Raw genomic sequence first — 16,129 nt, 5'->3', positions numbered from 1 at the left:
AAGGTGGGTCGGTGACTATTGGACTGCTCGGCGTGATTCTGGTGGCGATCTTCATGGGCTCGGTGGCCCAGCGGATCGCCGGTGTGGGCTTTGCTCTGCTGCTCTCCCCGGTCCTGGTCATGCTGCTGGGAGCCCACACCGGCATCATGATGATCAACATCTGCAGCGTCGTCTCCTGCGGGCTGATTGTTCCCCGCGTGTGGTCCCACATCGACTGGAGCATGTTCCGCTGGCTGAGCGTTCCGGCTTTGGCCGGCACAGTGGGCGGATCGATGCTGGCGGTCAAACTTCCTGCCGCCCCGCTGGTCATCGCCGTCGGGGCGGTAGTGATCGCCGCGCTGGCGCTGTCCGTCCTCCTGAACCGGGCCTCCGTGACAGTCAACGGCAACCCGCCCAAGGCGCTCGCCGGATTGGGCTCCGGACTGACCAACGCGCTGGCCGGGGTGGGCGGCCCCACGGTGAGCGCTTACGCTGTCCTGGCCCGCTGGCCGCAGCGCGAATTCGCCGCCACGCTGCAGCCCTACTTCCTGCTGCTCTGCCTGGCAACCGTCGGTGTGCGGACCTGGCTTGATCCGAACGATGTCCCGCAGTTGCGGTGGTGGATGTGGGCCGCGCTCGCCGGCATGATCGTCGCCGGGATCTGGGCGGGGGAGAAGCTTATGCGGCACATCAAGGACCACCATGCCCGGACCGGCGTCATCGTGATCGCCTTTGTCGGCGCCGCCGCGGCGATGGTCAAGGGCGTGCTGGACCTGAACGCGTAGCGGCATCCTGTAGCCGGCGTGGCTGACCCGCTGGCTCCTCATGGGCCCCGGGGCTGGGAAAGCTTCCGACGTGGGCCTTTCTTTAAGCCGCTGGCTTTTATTTTTTTATCGGGTATGGTGTGGATTTACCGATTGTATTTCTGCTTGAAGGAGCTGGAATGTCAGAAAAATCCCCACGCGGCGCGAATAATAAAAAACAGGGAAAATCCGTTAAGGAAAAGCGCGCCGAGAAGCGTGCCAAGGCGGCCACCGAGGAATTCCTCCCGAAGCGCCGCAAGGACGCCCGCTAGTCCGGATGCCGGGCTGCAGCCGCCTTAGGGAATTGCGGCCCGAACAATAAGCGGGCGGAGGATCTCCGTTGCCTTCCGCGGACAATGAGGTTTGCGTCGATTTGCCGGAGAGGTTTATCCGCCTGACAGGGGCGGCTGGTTTTCTTTTGTGGAAACCAGCCGCCCTTTCCAATTCCCGCCGTTATTTTCGCAGCGGCATGAATGTGGCGCCGGGCGAACCGGCCGGGGCGGGACTACGGTCCGGAGAACGTCTTCCACGGCAACCAGAACATCCTGCCGGCGGCCGCGGAACCTGTCGCAGGCTGATCCGGACAGGCGGAAAAGAGGAGGCACCGGCGTCGTACGTTCCCCTAGCCCGGCTCCAGCCGGGCGCGTACCGTGGGACAAAACCCGCCGGTAAAGGGCCCCGCGCGGCCCGCGGATCAGCGACAGGAGCTCCTGGGATGAAAGCACTGACCTGGCAAGGTAAGCGGCAGTTGAGCGTCGAGGAGGTTCCCGACCCCACGATCCAGGAGCCGACGGACGCGATCATCCGGATCACCTCGACGGCGATCTGCGGCTCGGACCTGCATCTGTATGAGCTCATGGGCCCCTACCTGCACCGCGGCGACATCCTCGGGCACGAGCCGATGGGAATCGTGGAGGAGGTCGGCAGCGCCGTCACGAACATCAAGCGCGGCGACAAGGTGGTGGTCCCGTTCAACATTGCCTGCGGCGACTGCTTCATGTGCAACCTCGGCCTGCAGTCGCAGTGCGAAACCACGCAGGTCCGCGAGACCGGATCGGGCGCCGCGCTGTTCGGCTACACCGAGCTCTACGGGTCGGTACCCGGCGGGCAGGCGGAATATCTGCGCGTGCCCTTTGCCAACTACGGTCCGATCAAGGTCGGCGACACCGGGATTCCGGACGAACACTATCTGTTCCTGTCCGACATCCTGCCCACTGCGTGGCAGGCGGTCGACTATGCGGACGTGCCCGACGGCGGCACGCTGGCGGTGTTCGGACTGGGACCGGTCGGGCAGCTGGCGAGCCGGATCGGCCGGCACCTCGGCTACCGGGTGATCGCAGTCGAGCGGATTCCGGAGCGCCGGGCGATGGCGGAACGGCACGGGATCGCCACGCTGGACTGGAGCAAGAGCTGCGCCGATGACCTGCGCGAGGTGACCTCGGGCCGCGGTCCGGACGCGGTGATCGACGCCGTCGGAATGGAGTCGCACGGCTCACCCGTGGCCGCGGCGGCGCAGGCCGCCGTGGGGGTCCTGCCGCACCCGGTGGCGAAGCTAGCGATGAGCCACGCCGGCGTGGACCGGCTGGCCGCGCTGCATGCGGCCATCGACGCCGTGCGCCGCGGCGGCACGGTGTCCCTGTCCGGCGTCTACGGCGGCGAAGCGGATCCGATGCCGATGCTGAAGATGTTCGACAAGCAGATCCAGCTGCGCATGGGACAGTGCAACGTGCGGCGCTGGATCAGCGACCTGCTTCCTCTCGTGGAGGACGACGCCGATCCGCTGGCTTTGTCCGATCTGGTCACCCATCGTGTGCCCCTGGACCGCGCGCCGGAGATGTACGAGATCTTCCAGAAGAAGGAAGACGGCTGCATCAAGGTGGTGCTCCAGCCTTAGCCGTCTTGGTCGGAATGGGCTCCGGCCCGCGTCGCTGAGCGGCGGCGGCGCCGGGAACTGGCACCATGGAAGCAATGAAACTGACATGGCGACCGGGCGGCCAGAGCGGACTGCCCATGCCCCTTTGGCTCCAGGGGGCCTTCGAACTCTTCCAAAGCGCGCTGCTCTCCGCGATCGTGGTGCTGCTGCCGCTGGTGGGCGTCTGGTTCGCCGACGGGTTTGAGGACCGCAGCTTCGATTCCCTGGCGCGCTTGGGCGGCCAGGCCTGGCTGCTGATCCACGGGGTGCCGCTGCAGCTTGAGGTCATGATGGGCGCCAGCTCGGCTGACACGCAGCACGGCACGCTCTCGCTCATCCCGCTGGGGCTCTCCCTGCTGCCGTTCTTCCTGTGCTGGCGCGCGGGGAGGCGGCTGGCCCGCGCGTCCTATACGGACCAGCTCTGGCAGGCGTTCCTTGGCGCGCTCGGCATCTACGCGTTCGTCGGCGGCGCCACCGCCTACCTGGTGCAGACCGACGAGGTGCGGATCTCGCTGGTCGCCGGCGCCCTGATTCCGCTCCTTCCCGCGGGCGCCGGCCTGATCATCGGCGCCTATCGCGAGGCCAAATCCTGGGGCCGGCTGATCGGCGTGGATGCGGCGGCATGGGTGGCCAAGACCAGCCAGCATTCGCGCTGGGCCGGGTCCTACGTCTGGGCCGCCATCCGCGCCGGGCTGCTTGCGACAACCGCCGCCGTCTGCCTCTCCGCGGCGCTGCTGGCCACGGACATCGCCCTGCACTGGGCGGAGGTTCTCGAGATCTACCAGGAGCTGAGCCCCGGCATCATTGGCGGTGTCGTCCTCACGGTGGCCCAACTGGGCCTCCTGCCGAACTTCGTGGGCTGGACCCTCGCCTGGTCCAGCGGTGCAGGTTTCGCCGTCGGGACGGGCAGCTCCGTCACCCCGATGGCCACCACCGTCGGCCCGATGCCGGCGTTCCCGCTGCTCGGCGCGCTGCCCACCGGCGAGCTCACCTACGGCCTGGTGGCGCTGGCCCTGCCCGTGCTGGCCGGGGTGCTGGCCGGCTGGTGGTTCCTGCGCGAGGGGGAGAACCACCTCGACGAGTGGCTGTCCATCAAGATGCGCTCCCGCTGGTTCACCGCGTCGGCGTCCACCGTGGTGCTCGGGCTGCTCATCGGCCTCGTGGCCGGCGCTGCAGCCGCAGGCCTGCTCTGGCTCACTCGCGGCTCGCTCGGCGTCGGCCGCCTGGTGGACCTCGGCCCGAACCCGCTGTGGGCCGGACTATGGATCGCCGGAGAAGTCGCGCTCGGCGTCGTTATTGGCCATGCCCTGGGACCGTGGCTGGAGCGCGAACCGCGCCGTGCGAAAGCCTCCGCGCAGAAGAAGTAACCGGCTTCAGTCCTGCGGATTGAACATCTTGTTGTACTGCATCAGCCGGTCTGAATAGTCCTTGGTGCAGGCCTCCTGCGCCGACTGTGTGACTGCCGCGCTGGTGCAGGCCTCGAAGTCGGCGGTCACCGGCCAGAACACGATCTGGGCCAGGCTGGTGAGCAGGAAGAAGCCCGCGGCGATCAGGCCCAGCACGAAGGTGATCCGGAACGTTCCCGGCAGGCCGGCCCGGACCACCTTGACGAGGCCCACGATCGAAACGACCGCCGTCACCAGGGCGATGGCTGCAGCCGCCGCCTTCCACGGCAGCGGAAGCGACGACGCCAGCAAGGTGGCCAGCATGAGCAGCAGGACAATCCGCAGATAGAGGCTGGACGTCTTGAGCTGTTCATCGGTCGGCCTCGGCCGCGTCTGCTGTTGCATGGGTTTAAGCCTAGGCGAGCCCGGAGCATAAAGTTGACCGCATGCGCATAGTGGTACTCGTCTCCGGTTCCGGCACCAATCTCCAAGCCGTCATCGATGCAGTCAAGGGCGGCGAGCTCGACGCCGAGATCCTCGCCGTCGGATCGGACGTGCCGGGCTGCCTCGGACTCGAGCGGGCGGAGAAGGCCGGCATCGCGACCTTCACCGCTGCCCCAGGCGACTTTGCCAGCCGCGCAGAATGGAACCGAGCCCTGCAGTCCCGCATCACGGACTACGCCCCCGACCTGGTCCTCCTCGCAGGCTTCATGCGGATCCTCGACGCCGAGTTCGTGGCCGCCTTCGAAGGACGCATGGTCAACACCCACCCGGCCCTGCTCCCTTCCTTCCCTGGGGCCCACGGCGTCCGCGATGCCCTCGCCCACGGAGTCAAAATCACCGGCGTTACCGTTCATCTCGTCGACTCCGGAGTCGACACCGGGCCCATCCTGGCCCAGGCCGCAGTGCCCGTCCTCCAGAACGACACCCAAGAGACCCTGCACGAGCGCATCAAGACCGAAGAGCGCAGACTCCTCGTCGAGACCCTCGCCAGTCTCAGCGCCAGCATCGGCTGACGCCAGGGCGAAGCTCCAATTATTTTGGCCTCGGGACCCCCAAAGGCCTGTGGATAAGGTTCACGCCCGCTTAAACGTCTGACTACACTGGCGGCAACACCGACTCATCAGCCGACCAACGGGGGTCTGAGCCACATGTTCCTTACCGACGCACGCCCGCGTGCCCGCCGCCTCGCCGCCAGCGCCTTGCTGGCCGCGGCAGCGCTCGCCCTCACGGCCTGTGGCGGGGACGCCGAAGGCCAGCCGGACCCCACGGCATCTCCTGCACCCTCGGCCGCTGCCGAGACTCCCGCTCCTACGCCGACAGCAACACCTAGCTACAAACCCGCCTCCGCCGACGGGCCCGCCGAAAACGTGCCCCTCCCCAAGATGCCTAAGGACGCCAAAGAAAAGACTCATGCCGGGCTAGAGTCCTTTGCTCGCCATTGGTATGCCCTTCTGAACTACGCCTATGAGTCTGGCGATGTTGAGCCAATCCGTGCCATCACATCAGCAAAATGCGCCAGATGTGAGGAAGTCTTCAAAGGAATTGAGGACTGGAACATGGCCAAGAGTTGGACAGTGGGCGGTAGGGTCGAAGTTCTGGAAGTAAGCACCAATTTCACTGCGAACTCCTCAGAGATTTATCAACTCCCTGTGCAGATCCGCCACAGCGCTGCGGTCAACTATGAAGGCGGCACAAAGGTTTCAAATGACCCGGCCACAGCTGCATCCATTGATTTGCTGATGGCTAAGCACGTTCGGGCCGGTTGGAAGGTAGAAGATATCGGTGTCGTACGTCCAGAGTCATGATGAGGCGTTCACTAAAGAGCGGCATCGCAGTGGCTCTGTTGAGTTGTCTCACCTCGCTGCCGTCTCAAGCCACGGCTGTCGAATCGGGTAAACCTCCTCGCTGGCAAGAATCTGGAGTTGGTATTGAAGACTACGAACTAGTCGAGGGCACCGATCAATGGGCGCTTATTCCGGGTGGCGGATTGACCGATGATCGACAGTGGAAGTTTGAGGCTGCCTGCCTAGAAGACGAAGACATTGCCATCGACTGCCTGCCCATGGCGCCCGAATGCGACGCGGGGGAAGACGGTAGGCCAGTCCAGTGGCTTTGGCGTAGTGAATCGCTCGGGATTGACAGCTGGACGCCCTACGACGAATTCGGGTGCGTTTACGCAACCAATCCAAATGACGTCTTAGAGGACATCGCCGATCGGATCTTGTCCGAGTTCCGGAATCTGCCCATACATGCAGGCGACATCGAAATTCAACCGAGTCCCCACACGCTCATTGGTGCTAACACGAATGTTTACGCTTCGGTCGAGTCGCAGACCCTAGAAACTGAGCTGCTCGGACAAGACATCGAGATCGAGGCGACACCCGTAGAGTATCGGTGGGACTACGACGACGGCTCGTCGGCTGTAGCCCTGGCGATACCGGGCGGCCCCTTGCCCCGCGAACGTTGGGGCGAAGCGACTCCAACTAGTCACGTTTATGAATCCACTGGAGACTACGCCGTCTCGTTAACGACGACGTTTAGCGGAACGTACAGCGTGAATGGCGGCCCGGCAATACCGATTCCTGGCACCGGCACTTTCACAGCTGCCCCTGTCACGATCAGCGTGTGGCGGTCGGTCGTCAACAACTATGCGGATAACTGCCTGGAGAATCCGAATGGGGCTGGATGCTGATTAGTGGAGTTCGGCGCCTTTAGTTTCGGGCGCGAACTTGGCCATCCAGAGGACGGAGATGACGACCAAGGCTGCGGCGATGGCGAAGGACGTTGCGAGGCCGAGGTAGGGCCACATGACCGAGACGAAGATGAGCGGCCCGAAGCCGGCGCCGACGCGGGAGAACGTGGAGGCCCAGCCGAAGCCGGAGCCTCGGAGTTCAGTGGGATAGAGCTCGGAGACGTAGGCGTAGAGAACCGGGATCGCAATCTGGACGATGAAGCCGTAGATCAGCAGCCAGGTAACGACTGCGGCCGGGACTTCGACACTGAGGGCAACGATGACCAGGGTGAGTGCTGATAGCGGGCCGGTGATGGCGAGGATCCATTTGCGGCCGGTCTTTTCGACGAAGTAGGCCGCGACGATGACGCCGAGCAGGCCGACGGCGGCCATGCCTGCGGTGGTAATGAAGGCTCTGACTTCGGCGAAGCCGGATTCGATGAGGATGCGGGGCATCCACGTCAATGCCAGGTAATAGACGAGGAGGATGGAGAAGAACAAGGCCCATGCCGCCGTCGTAATTTTCCAGTTGAAGCGCCAGACGGCGCGCAGCTGGTCGGCGACGTTGCCGACGGAAAGCTTGGGTGCCGCCGCCGGGTCCGGCAGCCGCCAGTTGGTCGCCGTGCCGCCGGTCTTGCGGACGAGTTCGTCGATAATGCTGCGGGCTTCCTCGCCGCGCCCCTTGCTGATCAGGTACAGCGGCGATTCCGGAACGGAGCGCCGGATCCAGAAGACGAGCAGGGCGGGCAGGACCATGATGAGCATGGTGTACCGCCAGTCGGCGAAGGTCGCCATGATGGCGGCTGAGACGAAGCCGCACAGGGCTGCCCCGACGGGCCACCAGCCGTCCATGGCCGTCAGCACCCGGCCGCGTTGGCGGCGCGGGGTGAATTCGCCGACGAGGGCGTAGTCCACGGGAACGCAGCCGCCGAGGCCGAAACCGGCGATGAAGCGGAAGATGCAGAACCAGACGATGTCGGGGGCGAACGCGCCGCAGACGGTGAAGATCGAGAAGACCAGGAGGGTGGCGGTGAAGGCGACCTTCCTGCCGATGAGGTCGGCGACGGAGCCCCACACGAAGGCGCCGAGGGCCATGCCGATCAGGTTCGCGGTGCCGATCCAGGCGGCCTGCGACGGCTGAAGGTCCCAGTGGTCCGAAAGCAGCGGGATGAGTACGCCGTTGAGGGTCACGTCCCAGGCATCGAACATGAAGCCGAGGCCGCCGATGAGGAAGATCTTTCCCTGGACCTTCCAGCGCCACGGCAGCTCCTGCACGATCTGGTCGCCGGTGGGAAGCCGTTGGGTCTCGGTCATGGTGCCTTCCGGGGGAGGGGGAGCGGAACGTCAGGCCGAATGCGCCTGTGGCTTGGCCTTTTGCATGATGAGAAGGCCCTCATGTGCCTCTCCTCATTGTCTCACTTTCCCCCGGCAGACTTCCGTGCAGTAGGACTTCGCACACACGAGGAAGGCTCGACATCATGAACAAGCGTAGTTTCTGGATTGCCACAGGTTCGCTCTCCGCCCTGGCGTTCGGCGCCGGGGCAGCGGTAGCCGCAGGCGGGCCGGAGGCGCCCGAGGACCTGGGCGGCAGTGTCACGGATCGGGCGGCCGTTCTGGATACGGCCAGCGTGGCGGAGACGAACATGTCCCCGGCAAGAGTCGACCTGTCCGACCATCCGGTGAAGACGGCGGCATCGGCGGCGACCTCGCCGTCGGCCCCATCCCCGGCGTCGGCGATGACCGCGGTTTCTCCGGTATCGGCGCCCAGCCCGGCATCCGCACCGACGGCGGCAACGGCACCGTCGGGTCCGAGCCCGGTGTCCCCGGTTTCGGCTCCGAGCGCCGCTTCAGCTCCCAGCGCGGCGACGGCGGACTAGCCCTCCGTCTGCGCGCGGCCTGGCTGCCCGGCTTCACAGTCACGGGGCGGCCGGGCGCGTGAACTAGACTGGGACGCAACCCCTACTGAAGAACCTTTGGAGTTTGCGTGAGCTTGAAGCAGCTTGACCGTGTTCCCATCCACCGGGCCCTGATCTCGGTCTACGACAAGACAGGGCTGGAGGAACTCGCTCAGGGTCTGCACAAGGCCGGCGTGAGCATCGTGTCCACCGGCTCCACCGCCAAGCGGATCGCCGAGGCGGGCGTGCCCGTCACCGAGGTCTCGGAGGTGACCGGCTTCCAGGAGTGCCTGGACGGCCGGGTGAAGACGCTGCACCCGCGCGTCCACGCCGGCATCCTGGCGGACCGCCGCCGCGACGACCACGTGGCCCAGCTGAAGGAACTCGGCGTCGAGGCCTTCGACCTCGTGGTCGTGAACCTCTACCCGTTCGTGGACACCGTGAAGTCCGGCGCCGGCGAGGACGACGTCGTCGAGCAGATCGACATCGGCGGCCCGTCGATGGTCCGCGCCGCAGCCAAGAACCACCCGAGCGTCGCCGTCGTCGTTGATCCCTCGAGGTACGCGGAGGTTGTCACCGCGGCTGCGGAGGGCGGCTTTGACCTTAACGCACGACGGCGGTTGGCGGCTTCCGCGTTTGCGCACACCGCTGCGTACGACAACGCAGTCGCCAGCTGGACCGCGGCGCAGTTCGGCGACGGTACCGAGGAAGGTAAGGCCTGGCCGCCGTACGCCGGCCTGGCGCTGGAGCGCTCCGAGGTGCTGCGGTACGGCGAGAACCCGCACCAGGCGGCCGCGCTCTACGTCGAGCACGGTGCCACCCCGGGCATCGCCCAGGCGGACCAGCTGCACGGCAAGCCGATGAGCTACAACAACTTCGTCGATGCGGACGCCGCGCTGCGCGCCGCCTTCGACCATGCCGACTCCGCGGTGGCGATCATCAAGCATGCCAACCCCTGCGGCGTGGCGGTGGCGACGCCGGGCGCCGAGGACCCGATCGCTGACGCGCACGCCAAGGCCCATGCCTGCGATCCGGTTTCCGCGTTTGGCGGCGTGATTGCCGCCAACCGCACGATCACCGCCGGCATGGCCAACACGGTCAAGGACATCTTCACGGAGGTCGTCATCGCGCCGGACTTCGAGCCGGAGGCCGTGGAGATCCTGTCCCGGAAGAAGAACATCCGGCTGCTGACGCTGCCCGAAGGCTACCGGCGCGACCCGGCCGAAATCCGCCAGGTCTCCGGCGGCGTGCTGGTCCAGGTTTCGGACACGCTGGAGGCCGACGGCGACGCCCCGGCCAACTGGACGCTAGCGGCAGGTCCGGCCGCGGACGAGTCGACCCTGGCCGACCTTGCCTTCGCCTGGAAGTCCGTGCGGGCTGCCAAGTCCAACGCGATCCTGCTGGCCCATGACGGCGCCGCCGTCGGCATCGGCATGGGGCAGGTCAACCGGCTGGACTCGTGCAAGCTGGCCGTGGAGCGGGCCAACACCCTGGGTGTGGCCGTCGACGGCGGCGCTGACGCAGCCGGCGGCGCGGCCAACGTCGAGGGCGCCGGTGCTCCGGAGCGGGCCCGCGGTGCTGTTGCCGCCTCGGACGCCTTCTTCCCGTTCGCGGACGGACTGCAGATCCTGATCGACGCCGGCGTCCGCGCTGTGGTGCAGCCCGGCGGTTCCGTGCGGGACGAGGAAGTCGTCGCGGCGGCTAACGCGGCCGGCATCACCATGTACTTCACGGGAGCCCGCCACTTCTTCCACTGACAGATCAACGCCCGCACCTCGGGTAAGTTGAATATCGAGACCCCAATAGAAACCCACAGTTCAGGGAGACGCCTCACTCATGGCCAAGATTATCTATACCCACACTGACGAAGCGCCCATGCTGGCGACCTATTCGTTCTTGCCGATCGTCGAAGCCTTCGCTTCGAAGGCCGGTGTGGAAGTGGAGACCCGGGACATTTCGCTGTCGGGCCGCATCATCGCCGCCTTCGGCGACCACCTCACCGAGGAGCAGCGGGTCAGCGACGCGCTGGCCGAGCTGGGCGAACTGGCCAAGAAGCCGGAAGCCAACATCATCAAGCTGCCGAACATCAGCGCCTCCATCCCGCAGCTGAAGGCGGCCATCGCCGAACTCCAGGGCAAGGGTTACGCGCTGCCGGATTACCCGGATGACCCGTCCTCCGACGTTGAAAAGGAAATCCGCGCCCGCTACGACAAGATCAAGGGCAGCGCCGTCAACCCCGTGCTGCGCGAGGGCAACTCGGACCGCCGCGCCCCGCTGTCTGTGAAGAACTACGCGCGCCAGAACCCGCACAGCATGGGCGCCTGGTCCGCCGATTCGAAGACCAACGTCGCCCACATGGAATCCGACGACTTCCGCTCCAACGAGAAGTCCGTGGTCATCCCGGCTGACGACAAGATCAAGATCCAGCTGGTCGCCGAGGACGGCACCACCACGGTGCTGAAGGATTCCTTCCCGATACTGGCCGGCGAGCTCATCGACGGCACCGTCATGCGCGCCGCCGCGCTCGACGAGTTCCTGGCGGCCCAGGTCGTCCGCGCCAAGGAAGAGGGCGTGCTGCTCTCGGCGCACCTGAAGGCCACCATGATGAAGGTCTCGGACCCGATCATCTTCGGCCACGTGGTCCGCGCCTACTTCCCGGACCTGTTCGCCCAGTACGGCGAGCAGCTGGAGGACGCCGGCCTGAGCCCGAACAACGGCCTGGCCTCGATCCTCAACGGCCTCTCCGAACTCCCGGCCGACGTCCGCGAAGGCGTCGAAGCCGCGATCAAGAAGGGCTACGAAGAGGGCCCGGCCCTCGCGATGGTGGACTCGGACAAGGGAATCACCAACCTGCACGTGCCCTCGGACGTGATCGTGGACGCCTCCATGCCGGCCATGATCCGCACCTCCGGCCACATGTGGGGCCCGGACGGCAAGGAAGCCGACACCCTGGCGGTCCTGCCGGACAGCTCCTACGCGGGGATCTACCAGGTCGTCATCGACGACTGCCGCGCCAACGGTGCGTTCGATCCGACCACCATGGGCACCGTGCCGAACGTCGGCCTCATGGCGCAGGCCGCTGAGGAGTACGGCAGCCACGACAAGACCTTCGAGATCCAGACCGCCGGCACGGTCCAGATCATTGACGGCTCCGGCGCAGTCCTGATCGAGCACCAGGTCGCCCCGGGCGATATCTGGCGCGCCTGCCAGACCAAGGACGTGCCGGTCCGCGACTGGGTCAAGCTCGCCGTCAACCGCGCCCGTGCCTCGCAGACTCCGGCCGTTTTCTGGCTGGACGAAGAGCGTGCCCACGACGCCAACCTGATCGCCAAGGTCAAGGAATACCTCAAGGAGCACGACACCGAGGGCCTGCAGATCGAGATCATGTCCCCGGTCAAGGCCACCGCCTTCACCCTGGAACGCATCCGCAAGGGCGAGGACACCATCTCCGTCTCCGGCAACGTGCTGCGCGACTACCTGACGGACCTGTTCCCGATCCTCGAGCTGGGCACCAGCGCCAAGATGCTCTCGATCGTCCCGCTGATCAACGGCGGCGGCCTCTTCGAAACCGGCGCCGGCGGCTCGGCCCCGAAGCACGTGCAGCAGCTGCTGAAGGAAAACCACCTGCGCTGGGATTCCCTCGGCGAGTTCCTGGCGCTGGCCGTCAGCTTCGAGCACCTGGCCACCACCACGGGCAACAAGCGCGCCCAGGTCCTCGCCGACACGCTGGATCGCGCGACCGGCACCTTCCTGCTGGAGAACAAGTCCCCGAGCCGTAAGGTCGGCGAGATCGACAACCGCGGCAGCCACTACTACCTGGCCCAGTACTGGGCACAGGAACTGGCCAAGCAGGACCAGGACGCCGAGCTGGCCTCCGCCTTCGCCCCGGTCGCCGACGCGCTGACGGGCAGCGAAGAGCAGATCAACTCCGAGCTGCTGGGCGCCCAGGGTTCCCCGGCCGAAATCGGCGGCTACTACCGCCCGGAGGACGAGAAGGCCGCGGCCGTCATGCGTCCCTCGGCCAAGCTGAACGAAATCCTGGCCACGCTGTCCTAACCGACCGCGCCAGGCCATAACGAAGGCGGCCGGTACCTTTCCCCGCGAAAGGTGCCGGCCGCCGTCGTTCGCGGAGGGCACCGGACGATGCCCAAGGTCATGAATTTACGCCGCGGGCGATGCGGCTGGAACGATACTCGTTATGCCAACTGACTATTCCTCCCGCCCGCAGGCGGTTCGGACGGCCGATCCTGCCGCGGCGGCCGCCTCCAGCGCCGAAGAACGCAGCGCACGCGTCGCGGTGACCCTCTTTCCCCTTTTGATCCTCGCCGGCGGCGCGCTGGCGCTGTTCTTCCCCTCGCCCTTCACCGGCCTGGCGGCCTTCATCAACCCGGCCCTGATGCTGATCATGTTCGGAATGGGCCTGACCCTGACCCTGCCGGACTTCGCGCTCGTGGTCCGACAGCCGCTGCCGGTGCTGCTCGGCGTCGTGGCGCAGTACGTCATCATGCCCCTGCTCGGCCTCGGCGTCTCGCTGTTGCTCCAGCTGCCGCCGGCCCTCGCAGCCGGCGTCATCCTGGTCGGCTGCGCGCCCGGCGGCACGGCGTCCAACGTCGTGACCTACCTGGCCAAGGGCAACGTGGCGCTCTCCGTGACGATGACGAGCGTCTCGACCCTGCTCGCTCCGGTCTTCACCCCGCTCCTGACGCTCTGGCTTGCCGGACAGTACATGCCGGTCGACGCCGGCGCGATGGCGCTGAGCATCGTCCAGATCGTGCTGATTCCGGTGGTTCTGGGGCTCGCCGCCCGGACGTTCATCCCCGGCCTGGTCGACCGCGTGATCCCCGCGCTGCCGTGGGTTTCCGTCCTGGCCATCACCTTCGTCGTCATCGCGGTCGTGGCCGGCAGTGCCGAGGCCATCTTCAGCGCCGGCCTGCTGATCCTGCTGGCCGTGGTGCTGCACAACGCAGGCGGCTACCTGCTGGGCTACGGTGCCGCCAAGCTCTTCCGCCTGCCGGTACCGTCGTGCCGCACGATGGCGGTTGAGGTCGGGATGCAGAACTCGGGCCTGGCGGCCGGCCTGGCCAAGACCTACTTCGCACCCGAGGCGGCGCTGCCCGGGGCCGTGTTCTCGGTCTGGCACAACGTCTCCGGCGCCATCGTCGCGGCCTTCTGGCGGCGCAGCAGCAAGTAGTCCGCGAACCAGTCCGACGGCGGCCGGCACCTTTCACACGGAAAGGTGCCGGCCGCCGCTGTCAATGGTCAGCCGATGACAGCGGCGACGGGCCAGGTATGGACCGGCAGGTTGCTGTGCATGTTGGAGGCATACAGGCTGGTCAGCCGCGCCAGCGCCGCACCGCGGTCCAGGCCGTCGGACTCCAGCCGCTGCAGCGTCTCGATCTGCCACTTGGCGCCGTTCTGTTCCGACTGCGCCCGGTCCCGCAGCACCCCAAGGTACTCCTCGATCAGGTCGGCATCCACGCCCAGGTCGGCCAGGCCCTCGGCGGCGAGCGGCAGCAGGTGACGGATGATCAGCTCGACGACGGGCAGGTCGCCGATGCCCGGCCAGTACACGGTGGCCTCGAGCCCGTGGCGGGCGCAGGCCAGGAAGTTGGCCTCGGCGCTCTTGAACGCGAGCCGGGACCACAGCGGCCGGTCGGCGGTCCTGAGCCGGCGCACCAGCCCGAAGAAGAACGCCGCGTTGGCCACGGTGTCCAGCACGGTCGGGCCGGCCGGCAGCAGACGGTTCTCCAGCCGCAGGTGCGGCAGGTCCCCGCTCGGGTCGTAGATGGGGCGGTTCCAGCGGTACACCGTCCCGTTGTGCAGCCGCAGCTCCGGCAGCAGCGGCGCCCCGCCGCGGGCCTGGCGGCCGGTTGTGCGGGAGAGCTCGGGGAGCAGCGACGGGAAGTACCGCACGTTCTCCTCGAACAGATCGAAGATCGAGGTGATCCACCGTTCCCCGAACCACACCCGCGGCCGCACGCCCTGGTTGCGCATTTCGGGCGGCCGGGTGTCGATGGCCTGCTTGAATACCTCGATCCGCGTCTCGTGCCAGAGCAGCTTCTCCATGAAGATCGGCGAATTCGCCGCCAGCGCGACCTGCGGGCCGGCGATGACCTGCGCCGCGTTCCAGACCGGGGCGAACTCCGCCGGCTCCAGCTGGACGTGCAGCTGCACGCTGGTGCACGCGGCCTCCGGCGCGATGTTCTTGGCGTAGAAGGACACCGACTCCAGGCCGCGCAGGTCCATCAGCACATCCTCGCCGCGGGCCTGCAGCACGGAGGTGTTCAGGGCGGCATAGCGCTTGCCCGGGCTGAGCCAGGACATGTCCTCCACCAGGTCCTGCTTCAGCGTGGGCAGGATGCCGATCATCAGGATCTGTGCGCGGACCGCCGCGGCCCGCTCCTCGGCGCGGTTCAGCTGCCGGCGCAGCCCGTCCTCGAGTTCCTTGAGCCCGGCCCCGGAAACCGAGAGCGCCGGGTGGTTCATTTCGATGTTGAATGCGCCGATCTCGGTCTGGAAGGACGGGTCGGCGATCGCTTCCAGCACGTCGGAATTGCGCAGGGCGGGGGAGCAGTCAGCGTTGGTGAGGTTCAGCTCCAGCTCCAGGCCGATCGTGCCGGTGTGGGCGAAAGTGCCTGTGGAGAGGTAGTCGGCGAAGGTTTCCAGGTTCTCGAGCAGCCGCTCCCGGTAGCGGGTCCTTTGTTCGCGGGTGAAGGTCTTGGTCTTGACTTCTGCGCCCATGGTTGAAGGTAATCACTGCGTCCCGCCGTTGTACAGCACAGGTGGCATCAGGACGCGTACGACGACGGGACGCGCCTTCCGTGCGGAAGGCGCACCCCGTCGTCGTTATCGGGTCGGTCAGCGGATTGGACGGATTAGGCGTCGGCCGGCTTCTGCTCGGCGCCGCCGGCTTCCACAGCACGGTCGGCCGGCGCGCTGACCACCTCGATCTTGCGCGGCTTGGCCCGCTCGCTGACCGGGATGGTCACGGAGAGCACGCCGTTCTCGTAGTGCGCCGTGATCGCGTCGATGTCGATCCCCTGGCCGAGGTTCAACTGGCGGAGGAAGGACCCGCCCTCGCGCTCCCTGGTCAGCCACTTGACGCCGCTGTCGGGACCCCGCAGGGTCCGTTCGGCGCGGATGGTCAGCAGCTGTCCGTCGACGTCGATGTCGACCGAGCCCGGATCGATGCCGGGCAGGTCTGCGTTAAGGACGTAATGGTCCCCGTCGCGGTAGAGATCCATCGGCATCAGGCGCAGGCCCGAGCGGTTTTCGAAGAGGGCACCGGCCACGCGGTCGATTTCGCGGAACGGGTCGAATCGAGCAGCCATCACTATCAACTCCTGTAGTTCGTTGTCCTTGCGGGCTAATCCATGAGGATAGTTGAGCGTCTTTGACTCAACTACAATTCTAAATTAGCA

The 16,129-nt window shown here is 66.5% G+C and carries 15 protein-coding genes; 11 read left to right on the top strand and 4 right to left on the bottom strand.

Annotated elements, in window-relative coordinates:
- Positions 1 to 11: 11 nt before the first annotated feature.
- From OC550_RS02510 to OC550_RS02495, 4 genes are all read left to right on the top strand, one after another.
- Complete coding sequence (locus OC550_RS02510; protein ID WP_262103726.1) at positions 12 to 764, top strand: sulfite exporter TauE/SafE family protein; 753 nt, start codon at positions 12 to 14, stop codon at positions 762 to 764.
- 158 nt (positions 765 to 922) lie between these two features.
- Entirely contained in the window at positions 923 to 1,054 is a 132-nt protein-coding gene (locus OC550_RS02505) for a hypothetical protein (protein ID WP_262103725.1), read from the top strand.
- A gap of 443 nt (positions 1,055 to 1,497) precedes the next feature.
- Positions 1,498 to 2,676, top strand: coding sequence for a zinc-dependent alcohol dehydrogenase (locus OC550_RS02500; protein WP_262103724.1), 1,179 nt, complete (start codon positions 1,498 to 1,500; stop codon positions 2,674 to 2,676).
- 74 nt (positions 2,677 to 2,750) lie between these two features.
- Positions 2,751 to 4,061, top strand: coding sequence for a DUF6350 family protein (locus OC550_RS02495; RefSeq protein WP_262103723.1), 1,311 nt, complete (start codon positions 2,751 to 2,753; stop codon positions 4,059 to 4,061).
- A gap of 6 nt (positions 4,062 to 4,067) precedes the next feature.
- On the opposite strand, the gene OC550_RS02490 is transcribed toward OC550_RS02495, so the two are convergent.
- Positions 4,068 to 4,484, bottom strand: a complete 417-nt coding sequence (locus tag OC550_RS02490; protein WP_262103722.1) for a hypothetical protein — start codon at positions 4,482 to 4,484, stop codon at positions 4,068 to 4,070.
- 41 nt (positions 4,485 to 4,525) lie between these two features.
- On the opposite strand from OC550_RS02490, the gene purN reads away from it, so the two are divergent.
- The 3 genes from purN (at position 4,526) to OC550_RS02475 (ending at position 6,774) form a co-directional block, all read left to right on the top strand.
- The gene (purN, locus tag OC550_RS02485) at positions 4,526 to 5,095 is read left to right on the top strand and encodes a phosphoribosylglycinamide formyltransferase (RefSeq protein ID WP_262103721.1); all 570 of its coding nucleotides are present in this window, start codon (positions 4,526 to 4,528) and stop codon (positions 5,093 to 5,095) included.
- A gap of 135 nt (positions 5,096 to 5,230) precedes the next feature.
- Positions 5,231 to 5,887 (top strand): DUF6318 family protein, encoded by a 657-nt coding sequence (locus OC550_RS02480; RefSeq protein WP_262103720.1) that lies wholly within the window; start codon positions 5,231 to 5,233, stop codon positions 5,885 to 5,887.
- Positions 5,888 to 5,916: 29 nt separating this feature from the next.
- Positions 5,917 to 6,774 (top strand): PKD domain-containing protein, encoded by an 858-nt coding sequence (locus OC550_RS02475; protein WP_262103719.1) that lies wholly within the window; start codon positions 5,917 to 5,919, stop codon positions 6,772 to 6,774.
- Here OC550_RS02475 and OC550_RS02470 read toward each other — a convergent pair whose 3' ends face one another.
- The gene (locus OC550_RS02470) at positions 6,775 to 8,127 is read right to left on the bottom strand and encodes an MFS transporter (protein ID WP_262103718.1); all 1,353 of its coding nucleotides are present in this window, start codon (positions 8,125 to 8,127) and stop codon (positions 6,775 to 6,777) included.
- Between the two features lie 164 nt (positions 8,128 to 8,291).
- On the opposite strand from OC550_RS02470, the gene OC550_RS02465 reads away from it, so the two are divergent.
- From OC550_RS02465 to OC550_RS02450, 4 genes are all read left to right on the top strand, one after another.
- Positions 8,292 to 8,690 (top strand): hypothetical protein, encoded by a 399-nt coding sequence (locus OC550_RS02465; protein WP_262103717.1) that lies wholly within the window; start codon positions 8,292 to 8,294, stop codon positions 8,688 to 8,690.
- A gap of 107 nt (positions 8,691 to 8,797) precedes the next feature.
- Entirely contained in the window at positions 8,798 to 10,465 is a 1,668-nt protein-coding gene (gene purH, locus OC550_RS02460) for a bifunctional phosphoribosylaminoimidazolecarboxamide formyltransferase/IMP cyclohydrolase (RefSeq protein WP_262103716.1), read from the top strand.
- A gap of 79 nt (positions 10,466 to 10,544) precedes the next feature.
- Positions 10,545 to 12,764 (top strand): NADP-dependent isocitrate dehydrogenase, encoded by a 2,220-nt coding sequence (locus OC550_RS02455; protein ID WP_262103715.1) that lies wholly within the window; start codon positions 10,545 to 10,547, stop codon positions 12,762 to 12,764.
- A gap of 142 nt (positions 12,765 to 12,906) precedes the next feature.
- The gene (locus tag OC550_RS02450) at positions 12,907 to 13,899 is read left to right on the top strand and encodes a bile acid:sodium symporter family protein (RefSeq protein WP_262103714.1); all 993 of its coding nucleotides are present in this window, start codon (positions 12,907 to 12,909) and stop codon (positions 13,897 to 13,899) included.
- Positions 13,900 to 13,967: 68 nt separating this feature from the next.
- Here OC550_RS02450 and OC550_RS02445 read toward each other — a convergent pair whose 3' ends face one another.
- Complete coding sequence (locus tag OC550_RS02445; RefSeq protein WP_262103713.1) at positions 13,968 to 15,449, bottom strand: glutamate--cysteine ligase; 1,482 nt, start codon at positions 15,447 to 15,449, stop codon at positions 13,968 to 13,970.
- Between the two features lie 134 nt (positions 15,450 to 15,583).
- Positions 15,584 to 16,039 (bottom strand): Hsp20/alpha crystallin family protein, encoded by a 456-nt coding sequence (locus tag OC550_RS02440; protein WP_262103712.1) that lies wholly within the window; start codon positions 16,037 to 16,039, stop codon positions 15,584 to 15,586.
- Positions 16,040 to 16,129: the final 90 nt, after the last annotated feature.

The organism is Arthrobacter sp. Marseille-P9274, from assembly GCF_946892675.1.
In the GTDB taxonomy this organism is placed as follows: Bacteria; Actinomycetota; Actinomycetes; order Actinomycetales; family Micrococcaceae; genus Crystallibacter.
Note: the sequence above shows the minus strand (reverse complement) of the source record. Positions and strands in the feature narration are given on the sequence as shown.